Origin of the sequence: Aquibium pacificum, from assembly GCF_040839445.1 — a bacterium.
GTDB classification, from domain to species: Bacteria; Pseudomonadota; Alphaproteobacteria; order Rhizobiales; family Rhizobiaceae; genus Aquibium; species Aquibium pacificus.
In genome coordinates this window covers 482091-506810 of sequence record NZ_JBDPGJ010000002.1, presented here as the reverse complement: position 1 = coordinate 506810, position 24720 = coordinate 482091, and the positions used below count along the sequence as shown (strand labels likewise).

Sequence of the window (24720 nt, the reverse complement as noted above, 5' to 3'; positions counted from 1 at the left end):
GCAACTCGACATTCGCCAGAAGATTGTCCAAAGCACGGCATTGCGTCTTTCGCCCCGCCGTGGATGGATGGCGGCAGACCCACCATACGAAACTCCAGACCGCGCGAAAATCACCGGATGACACGAACCGCAGCCCTTTCTCCGTTCCTGATCGTCGAGGGGGATCGCGGGCGGGGCGTCGTGATCCTCGCCGACCATGCGCGCAACGTGCTTCCCGACGAGTATGGCGATCTCGGGCTACCGGCGCGCGAATTCGAGCGCCACATCGCCTACGACATCGGCGTGGAGGCAGTCAGCCGCTCGCTGGCGCGCCAGCTGGATGCGCCCGCCCTGCTGTGCGGCTTCTCCCGCCTGCTGATCGATCCGAATCGCGGCGAGGACGATCCCACCCTCATCCGCCAGCTCTACGACGGCACGGTCATCCCGGCGAACTACCCGATGTCGCCGCAGGAGCGGCAGAAGCGGCTCGACCTCTTCTACCGGCCCTATCACGACGCGATCGGATCGATGATCTCGTCCATTGCATCGCAATCCGGCAGGGCTCCGCTCGTCGTCTCGATCCATTCCTTCACGCCGACGATGCAGGGGGTCGCGCGGCCGTGGCATGTCGGGCTCCTGTGGGACAAGGACGATCGCGCCGTGACGCCGCTGCTGGAGGCGCTCTCGGCGGACCCGATGCTCGTGGTTGGCGACAACGAGCCCTATGACGGCGCGCTGCGCGGCGACACGATGTACAAGCATGCGATCGTCAACGGATATCCGCACGTGCTGATCGAGATCAGGCAGGACCTCATCGCGAGCGAAGCGGGCGCGGAGGAATGGGCCGACCGGCTGGCGCCAATCCTTGACGGCATCAACGCCCGGCCCGATATCCACGACGTAAAGTTCTTCGGCTCGCGGACCGGGCCAGTTCCAGGAGGATCAAATGGCTGAGCTCACATCGGAACAGCAGCGCGACTTCGAAGCGGCGGCCTTTCGGACGCTCGTCGAGCACCTGAGAAACCGCGCTGACGTCCAGAACATCGACCTGATGAACCTGGCGGGCTTCTGCCGCAACTGCCTTTCGAACTGGTACCGCGACGCGGCGAATGCCGAAGGCATCGAGTTGTCGAAGGAAGAGTCGCGCGAGATCGTCTACGGCATGCCCTATGCGGAGTGGCAGGAGAAGCACCAGACCGACGCAACGCCGGAGAAAAAGGCAGCATTCGAGCAGAACCGGCCGAAGGACCATTGAGGCGCAAGAGCGCGCCGTCATCAAAACGCTCCGCGCTTCAACCGTGATCGTCATCAAGGTCCGAAGGGCGTTGCGTCGATCGCGTCCTGCCCATGATCTGCCTGTGTGGCTCGACCGGCGGACATCCGCCGGTGTGCTGGTTCGCAGTTCCTAGGCTCCGCCATCGGCCGGTCCGAAGCGGGCCGGACGCTTTTCCAGGAAGGCCGAAAGTCCCTCGGCCGCCTCGGCTGAAAAGCGCGCCAGATTGATGGCGCGCGCTTCGTTGTCCAGTTGCGACGCAAGGTCGACGGTCGCAGCGGACCGAACGAGTGTCTTGATGGTCCGGATCGCCTGCGGCGGGCCTTCGGCGAGACGCGTGGCGAGATCGAGCGCTGCCTCGAGCGCTCCACCTTCGGGTGACAGGACATTGACCAGCCCGAGGCCGGCGAGCCGCTCGGCGGAAACGGGCGCGCCGAGCAGACACATCTCCATCACGAGCTGACGTGGCAGGGCGGAGCTGAGGAAGGATGTCGCGCCGCCGTCGGGAGACAGGCCGACGCGGACCTGAGCCACGGCGAACCGGGCATTAGCGGAGGCGACGATCATGTCGCAAGCAAGCGCCAGCGAAAGACCCGCTCCCGCCGCTCCTCCCTCGACGGCCGCGAGTACCGGCACCGGGCATTTCACGACGGCCATGATCATCGCGTTCAGTCTGTCGGTCCTGGCGGTTGCGTCGGCCAGGGTGCCGCTCGCGCTCTCCTTCAGCGCATTGACGTTGCCGCCGGCCGAAAAAAAGCCGCCGCTGCCCGTCAGGACGACGGCACGGGTATGCGGATCAGCTCCGGCCTTGATGACCTGCGCCTGTACCGCATCGTAGACGTCCGGTCCGATCGAGTTCCGGCTGCCGGGACCGTCGAGCGTGAGCACCAGGACCGCGCCGCGCCGTTCCGCCAGGATCCTCGTTTCGCCGACATCACGCCTGGACATTCGATCCTCCCGACAAGCGGCGCACCGGCCTGGTCCGACTGGTTCGACGCGCGGTGCCGTGTACCATCCTTCAACTCCCCAATCTCACATCTGATCTCCCGTTGAGGGAGGATTTTCATCGTTGCCGCATCCTCCCACGATCGAGTGTCGAAAAACAGCACATAAATGATTGATAGTTTGAAATAATGAAACTCGATGGTATAGGAATTTCGGACTGGAGGAGAGGCCATGAACGAGACGAGCGGAGCCGGCCCGTTGAAGGGGCTGCGCGTGCTGGACATCGCCACGATCATCGCCGGTCCCCTTGCGGCGACCCTGCTTGCGGATTTCGGGGCTCATGTCGTCAAGCTCGAACTCCCCGGCGTCGGTGACGGACTGCGCGGCTTTCCTCCGTTTCGCGACGGCAAGTCCCTTTGGTGGAAGGTGACGAACAGGGGCAAGTACTTCGGTACCCTCGATCTGCGCAAAGCCGAAGGCAAGGAGCTCTTCCTGCGCATGGTTGCCAGGAGCGACGTCGTCATCGAGAATTTCCGGCCCGGTACGCTGGAGCGCTGGGGGCTCGACGTCGAAACGCTCTGGGCGGCCAATCCGCGCCTCGTGGTGCTGCGCCTGAGCGGTTTCGGCCAGGACGGACCATCCCGGGAGATGTCGGGACTGGCCCGCATCTTCGAAGCGATGGGCGGCCTCACCGCGATCTCGGGCAGCGAGGATCGCCCGCCGATGCACACCGGCTACCCCATCGGCGATCCGATCGGAGGACTGTTCGGCGCCTTCGCCATAATGGCGGCGCTGTGGCGGGTGGCGCAGAGCGAGCGCGAACGCGGCGAGGAGATCGATCTTGCCCTGACGGAAGCGCTCTTCCGGATCATCGAGGTGCTCGCGATCGAGTACGACCAGCTGGGCTACGTCCGCACGCGCAGCGGAAACCGCAACCTCTATTCCGCGCCCTCCGACGTGTTCCTGACGGCCGACAAGCGCTACGTCACGATCGCAGGCAGCACCGCGCGGACCTTTGCCAACAACGCCAGGGCCATCGGCCGACCGGATCTCATCGACGACCCCCGCTTCTGCGACAACGCTTCGCGCGTCGCGCACGCCGATGATCTCGACCGCATCTTCGGAGGCTGGATCGCCAGCCACACACAGGAGGAAGCGGTGGACGCCTTCCGCGCCACCAACGGCACGCTTGCGCCGATTTACTCGATAGACCAGATTTTCGAGGACCCACAGTTCAAGGCGCGCGAAGCCATCGTTTCGGTCGAGGACGAGGATTTCGGGCAGGTGCGCATGCAGGGACTGGTACCGCGCTTCAAGCGCCAACCGGGCAAGATACGATGGTCGGCAAAGCGTCTGGCTGCCGACAATGAATATATCTATAGAGAGGTCGTCGGCCTCGATGCGGATGAAATCGAGGGGTACAAGGCAAAAGGCGTCATATGACGAAGGTGGGGGCCATCACCGGGAAGCCGGCAAACGTGCTGGTCCGAGAGGAGAGCGGCGATGCACAGGACCCCTCACTGTCCTCGACTCTGATCCGCGGCATCGAGATCCTGCAGTGCTTCGACGCCAGCAACCCCGCGCTCGGCAATTCCGAGATCGCGCGGCGCGTGGGGCTCAACCGGCCGACCGTCTCGCGGCTGTGCAAGACGCTGGTCCATCTGGGCTACCTCCGGCGCGATGCGAAGGGGGCATTCCGCCTGGCGCCGAAGCTCCTGGCACTCAACTATCCCGTTCTCTCGGCGATGCCCTGGCGGCACGACGTCATCCTGCCGATGCGGGAACTGGCGGAGATGTGTTCCGGAAATGCCTCCCTCGGTGTGATGTCGGGAGATTCCTTCGTGCACATACAGACCGCCGGAAGTCCGCCGGGATGGCCCTACATCCCCGATATCGGCCAGACCGGCCCACTCCACCGGTCGGGGCTGGGCTGGGCCCTGCTCTCCACGCTTTCGGACCGGGAACTGGCCGACAAGCTGACCGAACTGAAGGATCTCCATTTCGAGGAGTACTCGACCTTCGAGGAGAAATGCCAAGCGGCGATCGAACGCTGCCGTCGCGACGGCTTCTGCGTTTCCTATGGCGACTGGCGGTCGAGCATCGTCGCCGCCGCTGCCCCGCTGGGACGGACAGAGGACGGACTTTCGGTAGCGATCGCGTGTGCCCTGCCGCTCTACAGGGCCGTCTCAGACTACTTCGAAAACGATCTCGGCCCCCGCCTGGCCCAGGCGGCGGATTCCATTCGGCATTCCGGCGTCTTCGTTCTGCGGCGGTAGGCTTCGAGGCGACGGAACACAACGATCCAGCTGCCGATGCCGGACACGGCCGCCCGAGCACCGGCCGACGATCACCACCCCCGCCAGCTCGCCAGTCGAGCCACACTCATGTGCGACCTTGCCTCGTTCGGCACCGAAGCCAGGGGCGCGCGCCGGGTTGTGATTCGCCGCCTCTCGTGAGTGTTTCATTATTTTGAACGCATATCATGCATTACATATGGATTATGAAATAGTCCTTGAAGCTGACGTTGCGTTGTGCAATCGTCCTCGGGTGGCCGAACAATCGGTCGTCCACGGGAGGAAATGGACATGCGTATCGCAACACTCGCTGTCATGGCGGGCCTCGCCACGTCTGCGGCCGCCGCTGCTGATTTCAAACTACCTGACCAGCTCGTATGGACTGCCTACGGAACCGGTTCCGCCGGCTACAACCAGGCCGTCGCGATCGGCGCAGCGCTCAAGGAGAGAGCCGGAGTGGATCTTCGTATCCTGCCGGCGGACAACGATGTCGCCCGGATGGAGCCGCTGCGGCAGGGCAAGGTCCAGCTTTCGGCGAACGGCATCGGCGTCTACCTGGCACAGGAAGGCGTTCTCGCGTTCGGACGCGAGGATTGGGGGCCGCAGAAGATCCGCGTCCTTGCCGCCAATACCGGCGGCGGCGTCGCCATGTCGGTCGGCGTGGCACGCGAGGCGTGCGACAGGATCGGCAAGGCGGATTGCGAGGGCTTCACCTTCGGCGACCTGAAGGGGCTTCGGGTCGCCTCGATCAAGGGCGCGCCTGCCCTCAACACCAACACCGCCGCCTGGCTGGCCTATGGAGGGCTGACCTGGGACGACGTCGAGATGGTCGAGTTCGGCGGGTTCGGCCAAGCGTGGAAAGGAATGGTCGAGGGAACGGTGGACGCCGCCTTCTCGGCCACCAATGCAGGCCAGGTCTACGAGGCCGCCGCGAGCCCGCGCGGGCTGGCCTGGCCGCAGTTCGACCCCGCCGACGATGCGGCCTTCGAGAGGCTCCTGTCGGTCGCGCCTTACTACATCCAGGTTCACGCAACGGTGGGCGGCCTGCTTGACGGCACCGAGGGCCGCGACATGGCGGCGTTCGCTTACCCCATCCTCGTCGGCCTCGACAGCGGCGATCCCGATCTCATGTACAACATGACGAAGGCGATGTTCGAACTGCTTCCCGACTATTCGGGCAAGGCGCCCGGCATCGACGGGTGGGCCCTCGAGTACCAGAAATTCGACTGGGTGATCCCGTTCCACGAGGGTGCCATCCGCTACTACAAGGAGGCCGGCGTGTGGACCGACGCGGCGCAGGCGCACAACGACAGCCTGCTCGCGCGCCAGGAGACGCTTGCGAAAGCGTGGGACGAGTTGAAGAACGAAAAGCCGGCAGACTGGGGCGAAGCCTGGCCGGCAAGGCGGCGCGAGGCGCTCAAGGCGGGCGGGTTCGAGGTCGCCTTCTGAGGCCGATGGCCGGGGATGGCGCCCAACGGTCCCGGGAGGTCGAAGATGAACGAGGGGCGGAGCCTCCCGGACCGCGACGCCAGCACCGCGACCGGAACGGAGGCCGAAGGTACGATCTCCACGGGCACCGCACGCTGGTTCGTTGCGGCCGCGACGGCCATCGCCATCGCCGTCGCCATCCACCAGCTCTTCAACCTCCGGGTGGGCGGCTATACCATGCTGGAGGGGATGTATCTCTACGTCCTCGCCGGCATCTTCCTGGCGATCGCGTTCCTGTCGTTCAGAATCCGCGCCGGCGCGTCGCCACACGTACCCTGGTACGACTGGGCGCTCGCGGGCGCCTCTCTCGCCGTGGCGGGCTACTTCGCGGCAACGTCGAGCGTTAGCCTCGACTACGGCTGGGAGTATGCGCCGCCGCAGACGGCGGTCTGGGTCTCGATCGCGTTCTACCTGCTCATCCTGGAGGCCACGCGACGGGCCGGCGGACTGACGCTTTTCCTGATCGTGCTCGCATTCTCCTTGTATCCGACCTTCGCGGAGAAGGTGCCTGATCCCCTGAGCGGATTCACGCAGCCCTTCAGCGACGTCATCCCCTTCTTCATGATCTCCGCCGAGGCATCTTTCGGCATTCCGATGCAGGCCTTCGGCAACCTCGTCATCGGCTTCATCCTTTTCGGAGCCGTGCTCCAGCACACCGGCGGCGGGCGCTTCTTCAACGACTTGGCGATGGCGCTGGTCGGGCAATATCGCGGCGGGGCGGCAAAGATGTCGATCTTCGCCTCCGGCTTCATGGGATCGATGTCGGGATCCGTGATCTCGAACGTGCTGACCACGGGCGCCGTTTCCATCCCGGCGATGAAAAAGAGCGGGTTCTCGCCGCGCTACGCCGCGGCCACGGAAGCCTGCGCATCGACGGGCGCCGTGCTGATGCCGCCGATCATGGGAGCCACCGCCTTCGTCATGGCCTCCTGGCTGGGCGTTCCCTATTCCGAGATCGTTCTGGCCGCCGTCATTCCCTCAGCGCTCTACTATTTCGGTCTCTTCGTGCAGATCGACGCCTATGCCGCCCGCCGCGGCCTTGCAGGACTTCCGAAGGAGGAGATGCCGAGCTTCCGCGCCACGATGCGCGATGGATGGATCTACGTCTTCGTCTTCGCGCTGCTCATCTTCCTGATGATGGCGTTCCGGTGGGAAACGACCGCCCCGTTCTACGCCGTCGCCCTGTTGCTCGCAGTCAACCAGCTCAGGAGAGGCGACAGGTTCACCGCAGGCCGTTTCATTGACATGATTGCGTCGGTGGGGCGGACACTTGCCGAAATCGTCGCGATCCTGCTCGGAATCGGGATGATCGTGGGAGCGTTCCAGGCCACCGGCCTCACCGGGCCACTCGCGACCGAACTCGTGCATCTGGCCGGCAACTCCATTCCGGCGCTCCTGATCATGGGAGCGATCACCTCCTTCATCTTCGGCATGGGGATGACGGTAACCGCCTGCTACATCTTCCTGGCGATCGTGCTGGCCCCCGCCCTCGTCCAGGCCGGCCTCAATCAGCTCGCCGTCCACCTGTTCATCCTCTACTGGGGCATGGTCAGCTTCATCACGCCGCCGGTGGCGCTGGGCGCCTTCGCCGCGGCGACACTGGCTCGCGCATCGCCCATCCAGACAGGATGGGAAGCCACCCGGCTCGGCGTGGTGATCTATGTCGTGCCGTTCTTCTTCGTGCTCAACCCGGCCCTGATCGGTCAGGGCGCGCCGCAGGAGGTGGCGGTCGCGGTCGCGTCGGCCGTGCTGGGCATCTGGTTCGTGGGCTCGGCGATGCAGAGCTATCTGGCCTTCGTCGGGCCGATGGGCTCCGGTCCCGCCGCGATACTGACCCGCGTGTTGCTCGCAGCCGCCGGCTTCATCGTCGCCGCCCCGGTTCCCGGCCCCTACGGCCTCGGCACTATCGAACTTTCGCTGGTGGGGGTCGTGCTCGCGCTGCCGCCGATTGCCGTCACGTGGTGGCAGAACCGGCCCGTCAGGCAGGCAGGCATCGCAGCCAGGGTCAGATGACCGTGGTGGCACGACGCGATTGGGAGCCATGACGCGGTCGAGGACGGCCCGACCGGAATCCAATTCACAGAGGGAGGAACTAGCATGAAAATGATACGATATCTCGCGCTGGGCGCTGCCATGATCATGGCGCCGCCTGCGTTCACCGAGGAACTGCCACGCGCGGACCCCGCAAGCGTAGGGCTTTCCGCCGAACACCTGGACCGCGTCGACGCCGTGTTCCAGGAGAGGATCGGCGCCGGCGATTTTCCCGGCGCGGTGGTGCTGGTCGCGCGCCACGGCCAGATCGCGCATCTCTCGGCGCTCGGCAAACGCAGCTCCGGCGGCGAACCGATGACCGAGGACACGATATTCCGCATCTATTCGATGACCAAGCCGATCACGTCGGTGGTCGCACTCGCCCTGGTGGAGGAAGGCAAGCTGGACCTTGCCGCGCCGCTGCACAAGTACCTGCCCGAGTTCAAGGAGATGGCTGTCGCCACCGGACGTGCGGCGGACGGAACGGTGCAGACCGAGCCGGCCAAGCGGCCCATCACAGTGCTCGACCTGATGCGCCATACGGCGGGCCTGACCTACGGCTTCTTCGGCACCGGCCCCGCGCGCGAGGTCCTCAAGGAGAAGAACCCGGGTGACGGCCGATACACCAACCGCGAACTCTCCGAGATCCTGGGTACCCTGCCGCTCGAACATCAGCCCGGTACCGCCTGGGAGTATAGCCGCGCGACGGACGTGCTCGGCGCCCTGATCGAAGTGATCGACGGCAGGTCGCTCGGCGAAGCCATGAAGGCCCGCGTGTTCGAACCGCTCGGCATGACCCACACCGGCTTCCATGTCGCCGATCCGCAGGACCATGCGCTCATCGCCGAGCCGAAGGACGATGATCGCATGATCGGCAACATCCCGGTCTTCGATCCGCGGGAAACGCGCAAGTTCGAGACCGGCGGAGGCGGCCTCGTATCGAACGTGCGCGACTACGCGCGGTTCATGCAGATGCTGATGAACCGGGGCGAGCTCGACGGCGTCCGCATCCTTTCGCCGATGACCGTCGACTACATGCTGACCGACCAACTCGGTGAGATTGGTCGAGGGAAGTACTACCTTCCGGGCGACGGCTACGGCTTCGGGCTCGGCGTCGCGGTCCGAACCCGGGACGGTGCCTCGGGACTGATGGGCAACGTCGGCGACTTCTTCTGGGGCGGAGCGGCCGGAACGTACATGGTCGGCGATCCGCACGAAGACATGTTCCTCGTGTACATGGTTCAGTCCCCGAAGAACGCCATGCTCCTGCGGGGGATCATCCGCAACATGGTCTATGGCTCGATCGAGGAACGAAACGACTAAGGCGCAAGGACCCGGGTCCTGATGGCGCATTCCTGCCGTGGGGTGCGCCATCGGCCAGGTTCTTGGTGACGATCAATGTCGCGTCAACTCTGCATTCGACAGGCAAGAGACGCTTGAACTCCCCGACGCTCGTCGATCTGCCTCGGGGAACCGTGCCCATAGTCCCGATGAACGAAAAGCGGCACCCCGTTCGCATGCCGAGGGTTGTCGGCATTGCGGGAAGACAATTCGCAACGTGCGGGGTGGGCTCATCGACCGTTCTTTGGTCGCTCGTCGAACGGGAGCAAGGCGCCAGATGCCGGCCCGTTCAAGTCGACCCGGTCGAGCGTCCTGCGGCTTGGTGCAGAGGCACACCCTTGATGCATGCGCCAAACACGTTACCGATCCCGATCAGGACCGGGTTCGAACTGGCGGGCCCCGCAGGAAGATCCGCCAGCATCGAAAGGCAGCCGGTGAGCAGTTCCTGACCGGCGCGGCCGACATCCGCGGCAATGACGACCGGTGTGCTTCGCGCCATGCCGTGCGCGATGAGGCGAGCCGCGATCTCGCCGGCCGTGCGCCCTCCCATGTAGAAGATCGTCGTCGCGCTCGGGTCCGCAATGGACCGCCAGTCCAGATCCTCCGGAAGGCCGCCGCGTTTCGAGTGACCGGTGACGAAACGCACCGACCTGGCTCCGTCGCGATGCGTCAGCGAAACGCCCAGCGCCGCGGCCATGGCGAGGCCGGCCGTGATGCCCGGAACGACATCGTAGCTGATATCTTCGCGCAACAGAGCCTCGATCTCCTCGCCCGCTCGGCCGAAGATCATCGGGTCGCCGGACTTGAGCCGCACGACACGGCGGCCGGCCTTTGCCAGACTCACCATCATGTGGTTGATCTCGTCCTGTTTGCAGCTCGGCCGCCCAGCGCGCTTGCCGACCAGGATGCGCTTGGCCTCGCGTCGCGCCAGTTCGAGCACGTCGTCGGAAACCAGATCGTCGAACAGGATCACGTCGGCGGCCTGCAGGGCGCGCACCGCCTTCAGCGTCAGGAGTTCGCCGTCTCCCGGGCCTGCCCCGACGAAGGTGACATGTCCGCGCGGCCCTCCGCTTGGCCCGACCACCGCCGCCTCGCGCAGTTCGGCCTCCGCGGCGTCGGTCGGGGCCGGTCCGAAGGCGCGGTCGGCCAGGCTTTCCCAGAACGCGCGGCGCCGCGCTCCGGCGGTGAGCGTTTCGGCGACTTGAGCCCGCAGATCGCGCGCCAGCGCGGCCCATTGCGCCAGTGCCGGCGGCAGCAGGGTTTCGATGCGACGGCGGATCGCTTGGCCGAGGATCGGTGCGGCGCCCGTCGTCGAAATGCCGACCACGACCGGAGAGCGGTTGACGATGCAACCGAACTGGAAATGGCAGAAAGCAGGCCTGTCGATGACGTTGCAGGCAGCTCCGGCAGTGCGCGCTGCGGCCTCGAAGGCTGCGGCTTCGGCCTCGTCGCCAGCATCTGCGAGGGCGACCGCCGCACCGGTCAGGTCGGCCGGGCGCCACTTCCGTTCGCGCAGGACGACCGCGCTCTCGCGGCCCACGATGCGCCGCATTTCGTCCGACAGGTCCGGCGTCGACGCAAATATCTCTACGCGGGCGCCTGCCGCGGCGAGCAATTCGGCCTTCCAGGCGGCGCCCTCCGACCCGCCGGCCACGATCGCGCGCTTGCCCGCCAGATCGAGAAAGACGGGGAGTACGGCGAGCGGCCGAATGCGCGCCGGTGCAGTTTCACTCGGGAGTCTCGACACGACCTGCATCGACGATGCTCCCGATTCCTGAGGACCCGTGTTCATCGGAACGCCCGCCTCACCAGGCGTTGTAGGCGAGGTACTTGCCGGACATCTCGACCTTGACGCGGTCGCCCTTGGGATGAGCGACGCGCGTCACAGACATGTCGAAATCGATCGCCGACATGATTCCGTCGCCGAACTTCTCGTGGATCAGCGCCTTGATGGTCGGGCCGTAGACGCCGACGATTTCGTAGAGACGGTAGATGCAGGGATCTGTCGGAACGGCCTGCTGCCACACCTTGGTCGGGCTTTCCTGAAGCACCAGCGCCGCCTCCTGGGGCAGGCCGAGCGCATCCACCATCGCGACCGCCTTTTCGGCGGGCATGGCGTTCATGCCCATCGCGGCCGAATGGGTCCAGACCGGCGACATGCCGATCGACGCCGCAATCCCCTCCCAAGTCAGCCCGGCCTGCCGCTTGGCCGACAGGATCATGGCAGTCACATCTTCGCGGGTCATCATTTCCAAAGGTGTCTCCATCGGTTCAGCGGGGTTCGAGCAGCAGGTAGGCGAGTAGGAGGATCACGAGCGTGAGCAACGCCGAGACCCCTTTCCAGAAGGCGACGGGGTCCCGCTCGGCGAGCGGTACCGAACGGGTCCGGAAGGCCGGGTTGGGCGTACGCAGGTCGGCGAGAAATTCGCTCAGCGCTTCGTGACGGCGCAGCGGCGACGGATGCACGGCCTTGCGCAGCGCCCCGTCGACCCAGTCCGGTACGCGCGGATCGAACGAGGCAGCCGGGACGTATGAGAGCTTCGCTTGGGCGCGGGCGGTACGCGCGCGCGCCACGCGGGCGCCGTAGGGCAGCCGTCCCGTCAGCATTTCATAGGCGATCACGCCGAGCGAGAAGAGATCGGAGCGCTCGCTGCCGCCCTGGCCGAGAAAATATTCGGGCGCGGAATACTGGACGGTACCGAGCATCTCTCCGTCGTCGAGGTCCGGCATCGCTTCCAGGACGCCCGCGACACGCACCGACCCGAGGTCGATGATCTTCACCGTGCCCTCGCCGTCGATCATCACGTTCTCGGGTCGCAGGTCCTGATGCAGCATTTCCTTGCGGTGAAACGCGCGCAGGCCCCGCGCGATCTGCTCGACGACACCGCGCACCGCCTCGAGGCCGGGCGAAGGATTGTCGGCCATCCACTGACGGAGGGTCTGTCCCTCGATGAATTCGGTAACGATGTAGAGGCTTTTCCGCTCATGGGGCGCCGGCGCCGGACTGACGACATGCGGCGAGGAGATGCGGCGGGCGATCCATTCCTCCATGGCGAAGCGGCGCAGGTAGTCCGGGTCGTCCCGCAGGTCGATCGAGGGAACCTTGAGAGCGACACGATCTCCGTTCCTCAGGTCGGTCGCGAGAAAGATATGGCTGCGGCTGCTCGCGTGGAGCGCGCGAACGATGCGATAGCCTTCGAAATCGCAAGGCGGCTGCGGCAGGGCCGCCGGTGGCAGCGTTTCGCTTTCGCCGAGCGCCGTAGCCGCATCGGCCGGCGGCAGGGCGTCGATGCGCACGATCTGGATGGTGAGGTTGTCGGCACTGCCGTGGGACAGGGCAAGCGCGACGAGGTCGCGGGCCGCCTCGTCGAGGTCGGAGGCTTCGGCGATGCGTGCCGCGATCGCGCGCGGCGGGACATGGTCGTGAACACCGTCCGTCGTCAGCACGAAGACGTCGCCGGCCTCGATGTCGAACCGGCTGTAGTCGATCTCGACGGAAGCGGCTGCGCCGAGCGCACGGGCGAGATAGCTTTCCTCCGCGGAGATTTCGACGCGGTGATCGTTCGTAATCTGCTCGAGGCCACCGCCGCCGAACCGCCACACGCGGCTATCGCCGATGTGAAACACATGCGCCTGGCGGCCCTTCAGGACGAGCGCGCTGAAGGTCGTGAGATAGCCGCGATTGCGATCGGATGTCCCGCCGTTCTGGGCGTTCAACCATGAATTCACGGCTTCGATCACACGGCTTGCGGCGATCTTCACCGTCCACGTATCGGACGTGCAGTAATAGTCGTCCAGGAAGCTCTTGACCGCCGTTTCGGCGGCCACATGGGCGACGGGGCTCGATGAGATCCCATCGGCCAGCGCGAGCGCCACGCCTTTCAGGGCGAGTGCCGCGCCGACCGGAACCAGCGCGCCGTGAAAATCCTGGTTCAGCGTCTTTCGCCCGGCGGCGGAATGCTGGCCGATCGTAACTGCGAGTTTTTGACGGTTAAGGTCCTGGAGCATCGGCTTCTCCGGCAGGATGCGGTCCCGCTCAGAAGGCGGGACCGCGCTCCCGGCTTACTCGGCGGCGACCGGGATGCCGCCACGCAGGTCGGATGGGCGTGCCCGCTGCGGCGAGGTCTTGTAGTGGGTGGCATAGATCATGGCGCCGACGAAGGTGACGCCGCCGACGAGATTGCCGATCACGGTGGGGATCTCGTTCCAGAGGAAATAGTCGGCCCAGGTGAACTGGCCACCGAGCATGATGCCGGAGGGGAACAGGAACATGTTCACGATGGAGTGCTCGAAACCGAGATAGAAGAATATCAGGATCGGCATCCACATTCCGATCACCTTGCCGGAAACCGACGTCGACATCATTGCCGCGACGACCCCCGTCGAGACCATCCAGTTGCACATCACGGCGCGGATGAAGAGGGTGAGCATGCCCGAGGCTCCGGCGGCGGCGTAACCGAGCGTACGCGCCTCGCCGATGTGGCCGATCTTCTCCCCCACCGCGTCGGGCGCATGGCTGAAACCCATCGTGAAGATGATCGCCATGAAGACGGCGGTGGTCATGGCGCCAGCGAAGTTGCCGATGAAGACCAGGCCCCAGTTGCGCAGCACACCGCCGAGGGTGACGCCAGGGCGCTTGGCGATCAGCGCCAGCGGCACCAGAGTGAAGACGCCTGTGAGCAGATCGAACCCCAGCAGGTAGAGCATGCAGAAGCCGACCGGGAACAACAGGGCGCCGATCAGGGGCTGCCCGGTATTGACGGTGATGGTGACGGCAAATGCGGCGGCGAGCGCCAGGATGGCGCCGGCCATGTAGGCCCGGATCAACGTGTCCTTGGTGGACATGAAGACCTTCGATTCTCCCGCGTCGATCATCTTCGACGCGAATTCCTGAGGCACGATGTAAGACATGGATGGTCCTTTCTCTGTCTGTTGATTCAGGCGGTGGCGAGGTCTGGTGTCAGATCGAGGTAGATCACGCGGTCCTGCAGGCGGACCGGAAAGGCGGGCGTGGCGCCTTCGTCGGCGCCTTGCGCACGGCCGCTCTCCAGCGAGATCACCCAGTTGTGGAGGGGACAGGTGACGCAGCCGTCATGGACGATGCCTTGGCTCAGCGGGCCACCCCGGTGGGGACATCGGTCCTCGAGCGCGAAGATGCGGTCGTCCGCCGTGCGAAAGACGGCGACGGCCATGTCCCCGTTCATCACGCAGCGCGCCCCGCGCCGCGGGATGTCGTCTATCGACCCCACGGCGACCCATCGTCCGGTCATCGCATTCATTCAGCGGCCTCCTCGAACTTGACCGCCGCCATCGGGCGGAACTCGTGTTTGTCCTTGCCGGCGACGCGCTCCGACCAAGGATCGACCTGCGCGAATGTCTGGCTGAAGACGAAGCGGTCGTAGTAGGCTTTCCGGCGGTCAGGCTCGGCCATGATCTGGCGGCGGATCTCGTCGAGCCCGATGCGCTTGGCCCATTTGTAGATGCGCTCCAGGTACCGGCCCTGCTCGCGGTACATCTGGGTCAGCGCGACGATGGCCTCGAGCGCCTCGTCCTCGGTTCGGACCAGCCCGAGCACCTCGGTGCCCTTGATGTCGAGGCCGGCCGCGCCCGCGAAATGGATCTCGTAGCCGGAGTCCACGCAGATCACGCCGACGTCCTTGCAGGTCGCCTCGGCGCAGTTGCGAGGGCAACCGGAGACGCCCATCTTGACCTTGGCCGGCGTCCAGGACCCCCACATGAACTTCTCGATGCGGATGCCGAGTCCGGTGGAGTCCTGCGTGCCGAAGCGGCACCAGTCGGTGCCGACACAGGTCTTCACCGTGCGCAAGCCCTTGGCATAGGCATGGCCGGAGACAAAGCCGGCCTTGCCGAGATCGGACCACACCGCAGGCAGGTCCTCTTTGCGCACGCCAAGCATGTCGATGCGCTGGCCGCCGGTGACCTTGACCGTGGGGATGGCGAACTTGTCGACGACGTCGGCAATGGCGCGCAGTTCAGTGGCCGACGTCACGCCGCCCCACATGCGCGGCACCACCGAATAGGTGCCGTCCTTCTGAATGTTGGCGTGGACGCGCTCGTTGATGAAGCGCGACTGGTAGTCGTCGGCGTATTCGCCCGGCCAGTCGCAGACGAGGTAGTAGTTGAGTGCTGGCCGGCATTTGGCGCAGCCGCAGGAGGTCTTCCATTCGAGCTCCTGCATCACGGCCGGGATGGTCTTCAGCCCCTTCGCCTTGATCAGCCGGCGAACGTCATCGTGGCCGAGATCGGTGCAACCACACATCGGCTGGACGGCGGCGGGATTGTAGCTGTCGCCCAATGTCAGCGTCATGAGCTTCTCGACCAGCCCGGTGCATGACCCGCACGACGCCGAGGCCTTCGTGTGCGCGCGCACGCCATTGAGCGATGTCAGCCCCTTGGCAAGGATGGTCGACGTGATCTTTCCCTTGCAGACGCCGTTGCACCCGCAGATTTCAGCGTCATCGGCCAGCGCGGCGACGGCGCCGAGAGGGTCTGCCGATACGCCTCCCTGGAACGCCTGGCCGAAGATGAGCGTGTCGCGCATTTCCGAAATGTCGGTGGCTTTCTTCTTCAGGTCGTTGAACCACGCGCCGTCCGCGGTCTCGCCAAACAGGACAGTGCCGATGATCCTGTTGTCGCGGAGGACGACGCGCTTGTAGATGCCGGCCGAGGCATCGCGCAGGACGATCTCTTCGCGGTCGTCGCCATCGGCGAAGTCGCCGATCGAGTAGAGGTCGATTCCCGTGACCTTGAGCTTGGTCGGCGTGTCGGAATGGACGAAGCGCCTGTCCTCGCCGTCCGCCAGCGTGGCCGCCGCCACTCTGGCCATTTCGTAAAGTGGCGCGACGAGCCCGTAGACGTGGCCACCGACCTCGGTGCATTCGCCGATGGAGAGGATGTCGGGATCGGAGGTGATCATGCGGTCGTCGGCGACGATGCCGCGCCTGACCTCCAGCCCCGCCTCCCTGGCGAGGCCGACGTTCGGCCGGATGCCGACCGCCATCACCACCAGTGTTGCCGGTATGATCTCGCCGGAGTCGAGTTCGACACCCTCGACCCTCCCGTCGCCGACGATTCGTCTGGTGTTCGCCTTGGTGCGCACCTTGATGCCGCGCGTCTCGACGGCCTTCTGGAGCAGATAGCCGGCGGCCGGATCGAGTTGACGCTCCATCAGCGTCGGCATGACATGGAGCACGGTCACGTCCATGCCGCGTTCCCTGAGACCGGCGGCCGCCTCGAGCCCGAGCAGCCCGCCGCCGATTACCACGGCCTTGTCCCGCGATTGCGCCGCCAAGAGCATCGCGCTGACGTCGTCCAGGTCGCGGTAGCTGAGCACGCCGGGCAGATCGTTGCCCGGCACGGGGATGATGAAGGGCACCGAGCCGGTGGCAACGACCAACCTGTCGTAGCCTTCGGTCACGCCGCGATCCGATGTTACCGTCTTGGCCGCGCGGTCGAGCGTCACGATCCGATGGCCCTTGTACAGCGTGATGCCGTGGTCGACGTACCAGCCATCGCCATGGATGACGATCTCGTCGAACTGCTTCTCGCCCGATAGGACCGGGGAGAGCATGATACGATCGTAGTTCACGCGCGGCTCGGCGTTGAAGATGGTGATCCGGTAGCGATCCGGCGCGGCGTCCAGCAGGTGCTCCAGCATCCTGCCCGGCGCCATGCCGTTGCCTATGATGACGAGCTTCTCCGACATCGATCGATCTCCCGCCGGCTATTCGGCCGGCCGGAGCGTGGCCTCGCCGGCCAACGTGACGACGGCAAGGGCCAGGCGCGCGGCTGTCGTGGGGTTGGTCATCTCTTGCTCCGTTCGCGGCGTGGCACAGCCGCTGGCTGAAACGAAAAAAGCCGCCGGTCAGGTCTTCTGCGCTCCCAATGCGGAGTCGCGAGAAGAACCTGAACGGCGGCTTTGCCTGATGCGCCCGACATTGGACGCGAAACATGTGGCCCTGCAATGGACCTGCGAGATATCAAGCAGGAAACGTGCCAACCTCGCAGGAGAAGGATTTATCGAGCAAGATCAACGGTTCTGCGGGTGGTAACCATCGCAGGCCAATGGAGAGGCGCTCGCAAATCGTGCATTGCGGTGCACAATACTTGTGCGTCGCACTCAGAAGCGCGAGATTTCATCATCCACGGCAGAGTCGGCCAAATAGGCCTCCAGCGCGTCCGGATCGAAGACCTTGCCGTCGAAGAATCCGTCCGGTCCGAGCACGAGGCTCGCCCCGGTGGAGCCCACCGGCGTCGCTTGGGTCAGCGCCCCCTCGACCTTGGAATTGGCCCCAGGCAGGGCGGTGCCGAGGGGTTTGAGCGCCTCCCGGTAGAGGTCGGGTCGGTAGGTGCCGAGCGCGATCTCGGCATTGCCCCGGCTGTGAGCGACGTCGCCCCAGCGGACCATCTGGCTGTAGAACCAGAGCGCATGGCTCTTCCAGGGAAAGTTCGCCGCCTTGTCGAAAGGCAGGTAGAAGTCGTCGACGTCGACGATCTCGCCGCCCAGGTCCAGATGGCCGGTCAGCATCGGCATCTGCAGCGCGGCGGGCATGGCGAGATACCCGGGCAGCGCCATCAACTCGGCGAGGTCGTTCCGATTGGCCGGCTCCTGGCACCAGCGCGCCGCGCGATGCAGCGCGCGCAGCAGCGCCGACAGCGCCGCGCCCTCGCGCTCGGCAAACGCCTTGCGCACCCCGAGCACCTTTTCCGGGCTGTTCTTCCAGATCGCAGCCTTGACGGTGGCGATGCGGCCGGTGCCCTTGACCACCGTGACGCTGTTCCAAGGCTCGCCCACGCAGTAGCCGTCGATGCGGCCGGCCGCCAGCGCGTCGGCCATGAAGGGCGGCGGCACGATGACGATCTCGACATCGCGACGGGGATCCGTGCCGCTGCCGCGCAGCCAGTATCGCAGTTCGTAGTTGTGACCGGAATGCGGATGGGTGACGGCGAAGCGCAGTGGCGGCAGGCCCTTCGCCGCGCGCTCGTCGATGAAGCGCTTCAGCGCCTTGCCCGCGGCCATCGGATCGACGCCTCCAGGAGCGCCATGCGCGACCATGCCCGTCCAGACCGCGTTGGAAACGCTGACGCAGTTGCCGCCCAGCCCCATCGAGAACGGCACGATGGTGTCGGACGAGATCGGCGACAGGCCGAGATTGCAGGCCACCGGCATGGGCCCAAGCATGTGCGCAACGTCGAAATGCCCGATGGCGATGCGGTCGCGGATGTTGGCCCACGAAGTCTCGCGGTGGAGCCGGAGGTCGACGCCCTCGGCGCGGGCGAGTCCCAGTTCGCCGGCGACGATCAGCACGGCGCTGTCGAACAGCGGCATGAACCCGGCATTGATCTGATGATCGCTCATGGTCAGATGCCTCCTTTGCCGAGCAGGTCGGCCGCCGTGACGAGCCCCTGCGCCACGTCCACGAGTTTGCGGTTCTGGTTCATCGCTGTCTTGCGCAGGAGCTGGTAGGCTTCGGATTCCGACATGCCGCGCGACGTCATCAGGATGCCCTTGGCCCGATCGACGACCTTGCGGCTCTCGAGTTCGCCGCGTGCCTCCTCGAGCTCGCGCGCCATCCGCGAATAGGCGTTGAAGCGGATGATCGCCATCTCGATCACCGGCTTTACGCGCTCCTTGCGCAGGCCGTCCACGACGTAGGCGGAAACGCCTGCCTCGATGGCTGCTTCGATGGACGCGCTGTCTGACCGGTCCACGAACATCGCGATCGGCCGCTTTACCGCGCGGGTCAGCTGGAACATGCTCTCCAGCATGTCGCGATTGGGGTTTTCCAGATCGACCACGATGACGTCGGGCTGCAGCGTCTCGATCCGCGCGGCGATGCCGCTCACGTCGGGAAGGAGTGTAACGTCGTGGTGCCCCGCGTCGCGCAGCCCCGCCTCGATGATCGACGCGCGTATCCTGTTCTCGTCGATGACGAGTATCTTGAGGGCTGGGCCTGTCGACATGTCGTCCAATCCTGCCGCAACCGCCGGATTGCGCAATGCGGCAAAACGGCAAGCCGAAGGCATCCGTCTCTTCCAAAATCCGTCAACGGCCCGGACACCGGGCCGGTGGTGTGCTGCTGCTGCCGAAGGACAGCGGCTGGCGCGCCTTATGCGGAGATCGACGTATAGTTTGCCATCGATTTCTCGAAGCGCTTGCGCTCGTTGGGGTCGAGATAGAGCTTGCGCAGGCGGATCGACTTCGGCGTGACCTCGACGAGTTCGTCGTCCTGGATCCAGGCCAGCGCGCGCTCCAGCGTCATGCGGATCGGCGGGGTAAGCTTGACCGCCTCGTCCTTGCCGGCGGCGCGGATGTTGGTCAGCTTCTTGCCCTTGAGCACGTTCACTTCGAGATCATTGTCTCTGGAGTGGATGCCGATGATCATGCCTTGGTAGACCTTGACCCCCGGATCGATGACCATCGGGCCGCGATCCTCCAGGTTCCACATCGCGAACGCCACCGATTCGCCCTGATCGTTGGAGATCAGCACGCCATTGGACCGGCCGGCCAGTTCGCCCTTGTAGGGCTGGTAGGAATGGAACAGGCGGTTCATCACCGCAGTGCCCCGCGTGTCGGTCAGTAGCTCGGACTGATAGCCGATCAGGCCTCGCGTCGGGGCGTGGAAGACCAGGCGCTGACGGTTGCCGCCCGACGGGCGCAGCTCGACCATCTCGGCCTTGCGCTCGCTCATCTTCTGCACGACCACGCCGGAATGCTCCTCGTCGACGTCGATGACGACTTCCTCGACCGGCTCCAGGAGCTGGCCGTCCTCTCCCTTCTGCATGACGACGCGCGGACGTGATACGGCGAGTTCGAAGCCCTCGCGTCGCATGGTCTCGATCAGCACCGCGAGCTGAAGCTCGCCGCGGCCGGAGACATAGAAGGAATCCTTCTCGGTCGATTCCTCGATCTTCAGCGCGACGTTGCCTTCGGCCTCACGCAGCAGCCGGTCGCGGATGACGCGACTGGTGACCTTGTCGCCCTCCGTGCCCGCCAGCGGGCTGTCGTTGACGATGAAGGACATGGTGACGGTCGGCGGATCGATCGGCTGCGCATGCAGCGGCTCGGTGACAGCCGGATCGCAGAACGTGTCGGCGACGGTGCCTTTGGAGAGCCCGGCGATGGCGATGATGTCGCCCGCCTGCGCCTCGTCGATGGGCTGGCGCTCGAGACCGCGGAAGGCGAGGATCTTGGAGACGCGGCCGGTCTCGACCAGCGACCCGTCATTGGCCAGCACCTTGACCGACTGGTTGGATTTCAGAGAGCCGGACTCGATGCGGCCCGTGATGATGCGGCCGAGGAACGGGTTGGCCTCCAGCAGCGTACCGATCATGCGGAAGGGGCCGGGATGGACCGTCGGCGCCGGAACGTGCCTGACCACGAGGTCGAACAGCGGGGCGAGCCCCTGGTCCTTGGGGCCTTCCGGGTTTTCGGCCACCCAGCCGTCACGGCCCGAGCCGTAAAGGATCGGGAAGTCGAGCTGCTCGTCTGTCGCGTCGAGCGCCGCGAAGAGATCGAACACCTCGTTAACGACTTCGACGTGGCGGGCGTCGGGCCGGTCGATCTTGTTGATCACCACGATGGGCTTGAGGCCGACCTTCAGCGCCTTGCCGACGACGAATTTGGTCTGCGGCATCGGGCCTTCGGCCGCATCGACCAGCACGATGGCCGAATCCACCATCGAAAGGATGCGTTCCACCTCGCCGCCGAAATCGGCGTGGCCGGGCGTGTCGACGATGTTGATGCGATAGTCCTTCCAGTCGACCGAGGTCGCCTTGGCGAGAATGGTGATGCCACGCTCTTTCTCGAGGTCGTTGGAATCCATCGCGCGCTCGGCGACGCGCTGGTTCTCGCGGAACGAGCCGGACTGTTTCAGGAGATTGTCCACCAGCGTGGTCTTGCCATGGTCGACGTGCGCGATGATCGCGATGTTGCGAAGATTCATAAGTTTCACTCGGGGGTGCGTGGCGGGCGCTGGAGCGCTCCGCATTACGGTTGGGCGGCACATACAGCGTTTTTCGCAATTGCGAAAGAGGTGCCTTCCGAAAGCAGGTAGTGCTTCCGGGCACATTTCGCCACCCGTTGACGGAACCTTTACCTTGCCGGGCCGTTAATGGCGATTGCAAACCACCCATTGCGGGCAGATTCGGTTATGAACTTCGTCCTCCCTACCATTCTCGTCGCGTCTGCGCTGGCCCTCTCGTCCTTCGGCGAAGCTGATATTAAGGATGCCGAAAAAGCAGTGCCCCCGCAGGCGGAAAGCAGCGGCGAGTGGAAACCCGACCTGGCATGGGTCGATCCCGTCATCACCGGACCGGTTTCGAAGGAATTTCAGCGCATTCGCGACAAGGCCGGATGCGACGAGGCGAAGTGGCCGGATATCCCGACGGTCTGCTTCCCGGACTAAGTCTCCGCTATCCGGCACTTGCCGAGCGCAGCATCATCAACTCACCGATATTTTCGATCGTGACGTAGCCGACGAGACGCTCCTGGGCATCCAGCACGGCGACGGCTGGCGCCCTGCTCTTCTGCAGCGCGTCGAGCGCGGCGGTCAGCCGCTCGTCGCGCCTTACATGCGGAATCTCCTGCGTCATGACGTTGATCACCGGCGTCGACGCGCCGCCATGCTTCATCCCTTCGACGAGCGCGCCGCGGGTGAGGAACCCTCTGAGGCGTCCGGCGCCGTCGACCACCGGAAACTCGTGCTGAGTCGTCCGCAGCAGCGCATCCCCCGCGTCCGTCAGCGTGGAAGCCGGACCCAGCGTCTCGTATCTGACGATCATGGTTTCTTCGACCGAGAATGCGCGCGCTGCGTCCTGCAGGCCGATCGCCTGTGTCTCCGCGCTCGCGGCGAGATAGACGAAGATCGCGACGAAGATCAGCAGCGGGTTGCCGCCGATGAGGCCGAGGAAACCGAACAGGAAGGCGGCGATCTGGCCTACCGTGCCCGCGATTTCCGTCGCCCGCACGCGGGGGTAGCGCGTAGCGAGCAGCGCGCGCAGCACCCGCCCGCCATCCATCGGGAAGGCCGGGATGAGGTTGAAAAGAACCAGCACGACGTTGACCGCCGCGAGGCGCGCCCAAAAACCCTGCGCCGGGTTTTCCATGGCCGACAGAGTCTGGCCGTCGACCTGGGCGCCGATGACGAGGATCAGCACGGCAGCGATCACAACGTTCACGGCCGGGCCTGCGAGCGCAACGACAATCTCCTCCGACGGCTTTTCCGGCATCCTTTCCAGTTCCGCCACGCCGCCGATCGGCAGGAGCGTGATCCGCGGCGTCCCGATGCCGTAGCGCCGCGCGGCGATCGCGTGTCCGAACTCGTGCAGGACGACACAGGTGAAGACGGCCACGATGAAAGCCACGCCTTCCGCCGCGGCCGCACCTCCGCCGTTCTGAAAATGCGCGATGCCGATCCACAGCAGCAAAAGGAAGAAGGTGACGTGGATGCGCACCTCGCTGCCGGCGATACGGGCTATGGGAAACGACCACTGCATGGCCTGAACTCCTGTCGCGTCAGTCGAGATGTAGCGACTGAGGCGCGGAACCGCCAGTTCGTAGATTTGCCCGGGAGTGCCGGAGTGCCGCGTCATGCCAGGTCGAATGAGGTGTCCGCCTCGCGCGGGGACCATGAGAATGCTTTGCGGGCTTCTGCGGGGAACGAACAACGAGGGACGGCGAACCAACCGCCGTCCCTCGATCGATGCAGGATCAGGCGCTGCGGATCGGGTCGAGCGTGACCTTGTAGAGTTCGGCGTCGCCGCGATCCATGAGACGCACGGTCATCTGCTCCGTCTGGCCATCGATGTCGACGAGACCGAAGAACTGCAGCCCGGCCGATGGCGGCAGATTGACCTGCCCGGCTTCGGGTGCCTCTACGAACTTCAGGTCCGGACCGAAGGTCATGTCGAGGTCGTTCGGGCCGAACGTGCCGGCGTGGATCGGGCCGGACACGAACTCCCAGAAAGGCTCGAAATCCTGGAACTGCGCCTTCGACGGGTCGTAGTAGTGCGCGGCCGTGTAGTGGACGTCAGCCGTGAGCCACACGGTGTTGTCGATCCCCGCATTCTTGATGAAGCGGAGCAGATCGGCGATCTCGAACTCGCGGCCTTTCGTGGCGCCGTTCTCGGCATTGGCGATGGCCTCGAATTTGGTGTCCCCGTCGCGCACCACCAGGCCGATCGGCATGTCGGCGGCGATCACCTTCCAGGTCGCCTTGGAATTGGCCAGTTCGCGCTTCAGCCAGGCGATCTGCTGCGCGCCGAGGAACGCGGTCGTTTCGCTTTCCTCCGTCTGCATGTTCTCGGTGTTCGGTCCGCGATAGGAACGCATGTCCAGGAAGAAGACGTCGAGCAGCGGTCCGTAGGCGATCTTGCGGTAGACGCGGCCGGGTTCGGCCGGCGTGTAGCGGATCGGCGTCATCTCGTGGAAGGCGCGGGCTGCGCGGGCCGACAGCATCGCGACCGACTTTTCCGTATAGCGGTCGTCGGCGGTCAGGTCCTTCGAGGACGACCAGTTGTTGACCACCTCGTGGTCGTCCCACTGGAAGAAGGTCGGACAGATTGCGTTCAGCGCGCGGCAGTGCTCGTCCATCATGTTGTACTTCCACTGGCCGCGGTACTCGTCCAGCGTCTCGGCGACCTTGCGCTTCTCGTCGATCAGCACCGTGTTGACCCACTTGGTGCCGTCCTTCAGTTCCACCTCGTCCTTCATCGGGCCGTCGGCATAGATTGTGTCGCCCGAATGCAGGAAGAAGTCAGGCGTGTGCTTCGCCATGGTTGCGTAGGTGAGCATGCCCGTGTCGTCGATGCCCCAGCCTTGGCCGGCGGTATCACCCGACCACGCGAAGCGGATATTGCGCTTCGAGGCCGGCGCGGTACGGAAGCGGCCGACGATCGGCTCCGACACCGAGTTGATGTCGGCAAGGTCGGCGGCCGTCATGCGGTAGAACACATCCTGGTCGGACGGCAGTTCCTCAAGCAGACGCTTGACGGCAAGATCGCTCTCCGGCAGCGCATCGAGCGAGGCGAGCCTGCGGGCATTGGCGAAATCCTCGGTGGTCGAGACTTCGAACATGACGCGGGCGGGACGATCGGTGCGCGTCCAGATCATGCCGGACGACATGTCGACATCGCCGGACTGGACACCATGCGTGAAGGCGGGACGGGTGTTCGCGCGCGAATAGAAGGGCATCGCGAGCCCCGAGGCGGCGACGAGGCCGGTGGCGCCGGCACCCGCGAGAAGGGTGCGGCGCGAGACGTGTACGGATCGGTTCATGGCTGTCTTCCCCTGATGGCTGTGACGGGAGCGAACATCCGATCCAATTGTATCAGGCGCGTCTAAGGTGC

Annotated in this window: 20 protein-coding genes; 8 read left to right on the top strand and 12 right to left on the bottom strand. The window is 65.2% G+C overall.

Annotation, left to right across the window (positions count from 1 at the left end; genetic code table 11):
* Positions 1 to 117 precede the first annotated feature (117 nt).
* Entirely contained in the window at positions 118 to 933 is an 816-nt protein-coding gene (locus ABGN05_RS08765; protein ID WP_367953627.1) for an N-formylglutamate amidohydrolase, read from the top strand.
* Positions 926 to 1234 carry a DUF1244 domain-containing protein gene (locus tag ABGN05_RS08760; RefSeq protein ID WP_367953626.1) on the top strand — a complete coding sequence of 103 codons (309 nt, stop codon included), beginning with the start codon at positions 926 to 928 and terminating at the stop codon, positions 1232 to 1234. Before ABGN05_RS08765 ends, ABGN05_RS08760 begins: the two co-directional genes overlap by 8 nt.
* 150 nt (positions 1235 to 1384) lie before the next feature.
* Here the strand turns inward: ABGN05_RS08760 and ABGN05_RS08755 are convergent, their stop codons facing one another.
* Positions 1385 to 2200, bottom strand: a complete 816-nt coding sequence (locus ABGN05_RS08755; RefSeq protein ID WP_367953625.1) for an oxepin-CoA hydrolase, alternative type — start codon at positions 2198 to 2200, stop codon at positions 1385 to 1387.
* A gap of 228 nt (positions 2201 to 2428) precedes the next feature.
* Here ABGN05_RS08755 and ABGN05_RS08750 point away from each other — a divergent pair, with 228 nt between their 5' ends.
* The 5 genes from ABGN05_RS08750 (at position 2429) to ABGN05_RS08730 (ending at position 9333) form a co-directional block, all read left to right on the top strand.
* Positions 2429 to 3640 (top strand): CaiB/BaiF CoA transferase family protein, encoded by a 1212-nt coding sequence (locus ABGN05_RS08750; RefSeq protein WP_367953624.1) that lies wholly within the window; start codon positions 2429 to 2431, stop codon positions 3638 to 3640.
* A complete protein-coding gene (locus ABGN05_RS08745; protein ID WP_367953623.1) occupies positions 3637 to 4473 on the top strand; it encodes an IclR family transcriptional regulator in 837 nt (278 codons plus the stop codon). The genes ABGN05_RS08750 and ABGN05_RS08745 overlap by 4 nt, the downstream gene beginning before the upstream one ends.
* Before the next feature lie 309 nt (positions 4474 to 4782).
* Entirely contained in the window at positions 4783 to 5940 is a 1158-nt protein-coding gene (locus ABGN05_RS08740; RefSeq protein WP_367953622.1) for a TAXI family TRAP transporter solute-binding subunit, read from the top strand.
* Between the two features lie 45 nt (positions 5941 to 5985).
* Positions 5986 to 7992 carry a TRAP transporter permease gene (locus ABGN05_RS08735; protein WP_367953621.1) on the top strand — a complete coding sequence of 669 codons (2007 nt, stop codon included), beginning with the start codon at positions 5986 to 5988 and terminating at the stop codon, positions 7990 to 7992.
* An 84-nt stretch (positions 7993 to 8076) separates the two neighbouring features.
* Positions 8077 to 9333: a serine hydrolase domain-containing protein gene (locus ABGN05_RS08730; protein ID WP_367953620.1), complete on the top strand. Its 1257-nt coding sequence runs from the start codon at positions 8077 to 8079 to the stop codon at positions 9331 to 9333.
* A 307-nt stretch (positions 9334 to 9640) separates the two neighbouring features.
* On the opposite strand, the gene cysG is transcribed toward ABGN05_RS08730, so the two are convergent.
* From cysG to typA, 9 genes are all read right to left on the bottom strand, one after another.
* Entirely contained in the window at positions 9641 to 11107 is a 1467-nt protein-coding gene (gene cysG, locus ABGN05_RS08725) for a siroheme synthase CysG (protein ID WP_367954349.1), read from the bottom strand.
* Between the two features lie 49 nt (positions 11108 to 11156).
* A complete protein-coding gene (cynS, locus tag ABGN05_RS08720) occupies positions 11157 to 11597 on the bottom strand; it encodes a cyanase (protein ID WP_444876171.1) in 441 nt (146 codons plus the stop codon).
* Positions 11598 to 11622: 25 nt separating this feature from the next.
* On the bottom strand, positions 11623 to 13359 hold the full coding sequence (locus tag ABGN05_RS08715) for a bifunctional protein-serine/threonine kinase/phosphatase (RefSeq protein WP_367953618.1): 1737 nt from the start codon (positions 13357 to 13359) through the stop codon (positions 11623 to 11625).
* A 54-nt stretch (positions 13360 to 13413) separates the two neighbouring features.
* Complete coding sequence (locus ABGN05_RS08710; protein ID WP_367953617.1) at positions 13414 to 14262, bottom strand: formate/nitrite transporter family protein; 849 nt, start codon at positions 14260 to 14262, stop codon at positions 13414 to 13416.
* Positions 14263 to 14288: 26 nt separating this feature from the next.
* Entirely contained in the window at positions 14289 to 14630 is a 342-nt protein-coding gene (gene nirD, locus ABGN05_RS08705; protein WP_373695910.1) for a nitrite reductase small subunit NirD, read from the bottom strand.
* Positions 14627 to 17077 carry a nitrite reductase large subunit NirB gene (nirB, locus tag ABGN05_RS08700; protein WP_367953616.1) on the bottom strand — a complete coding sequence of 817 codons (2451 nt, stop codon included), beginning with the start codon at positions 17075 to 17077 and terminating at the stop codon, positions 14627 to 14629. The genes nirD and nirB overlap by 4 nt, the downstream gene beginning before the upstream one ends.
* A gap of 414 nt (positions 17078 to 17491) precedes the next feature.
* Entirely contained in the window at positions 17492 to 18730 is a 1239-nt protein-coding gene (locus ABGN05_RS08695) for a CmpA/NrtA family ABC transporter substrate-binding protein (RefSeq protein WP_367953615.1), read from the bottom strand.
* Between the two features lie 2 nt (positions 18731 to 18732).
* A complete protein-coding gene (locus ABGN05_RS08690) occupies positions 18733 to 19335 on the bottom strand; it encodes an ANTAR domain-containing response regulator (RefSeq protein ID WP_367953614.1) in 603 nt (200 codons plus the stop codon).
* A 146-nt stretch (positions 19336 to 19481) separates the two neighbouring features.
* Positions 19482 to 21317 carry a translational GTPase TypA gene (typA, locus tag ABGN05_RS08685; protein WP_367953613.1) on the bottom strand — a complete coding sequence of 612 codons (1836 nt, stop codon included), beginning with the start codon at positions 21315 to 21317 and terminating at the stop codon, positions 19482 to 19484.
* 207 nt (positions 21318 to 21524) lie between these two features.
* Here typA and ABGN05_RS08680 point away from each other — a divergent pair, with 207 nt between their 5' ends.
* Positions 21525 to 21779 (top strand): hypothetical protein, encoded by a 255-nt coding sequence (locus tag ABGN05_RS08680; RefSeq protein WP_367953612.1) that lies wholly within the window; start codon positions 21525 to 21527, stop codon positions 21777 to 21779.
* A 7-nt stretch (positions 21780 to 21786) separates the two neighbouring features.
* Here ABGN05_RS08680 and ABGN05_RS08675 read toward each other — a convergent pair whose 3' ends face one another.
* Complete coding sequence (locus ABGN05_RS08675; RefSeq protein ID WP_367953611.1) at positions 21787 to 22869, bottom strand: site-2 protease family protein; 1083 nt, start codon at positions 22867 to 22869, stop codon at positions 21787 to 21789.
* Positions 22870 to 23083: 214 nt separating this feature from the next.
* Entirely contained in the window at positions 23084 to 24649 is a 1566-nt protein-coding gene (locus ABGN05_RS08670; protein ID WP_367953610.1) for an alkaline phosphatase D family protein, read from the bottom strand.
* Positions 24650 to 24720: the final 71 nt, after the last annotated feature.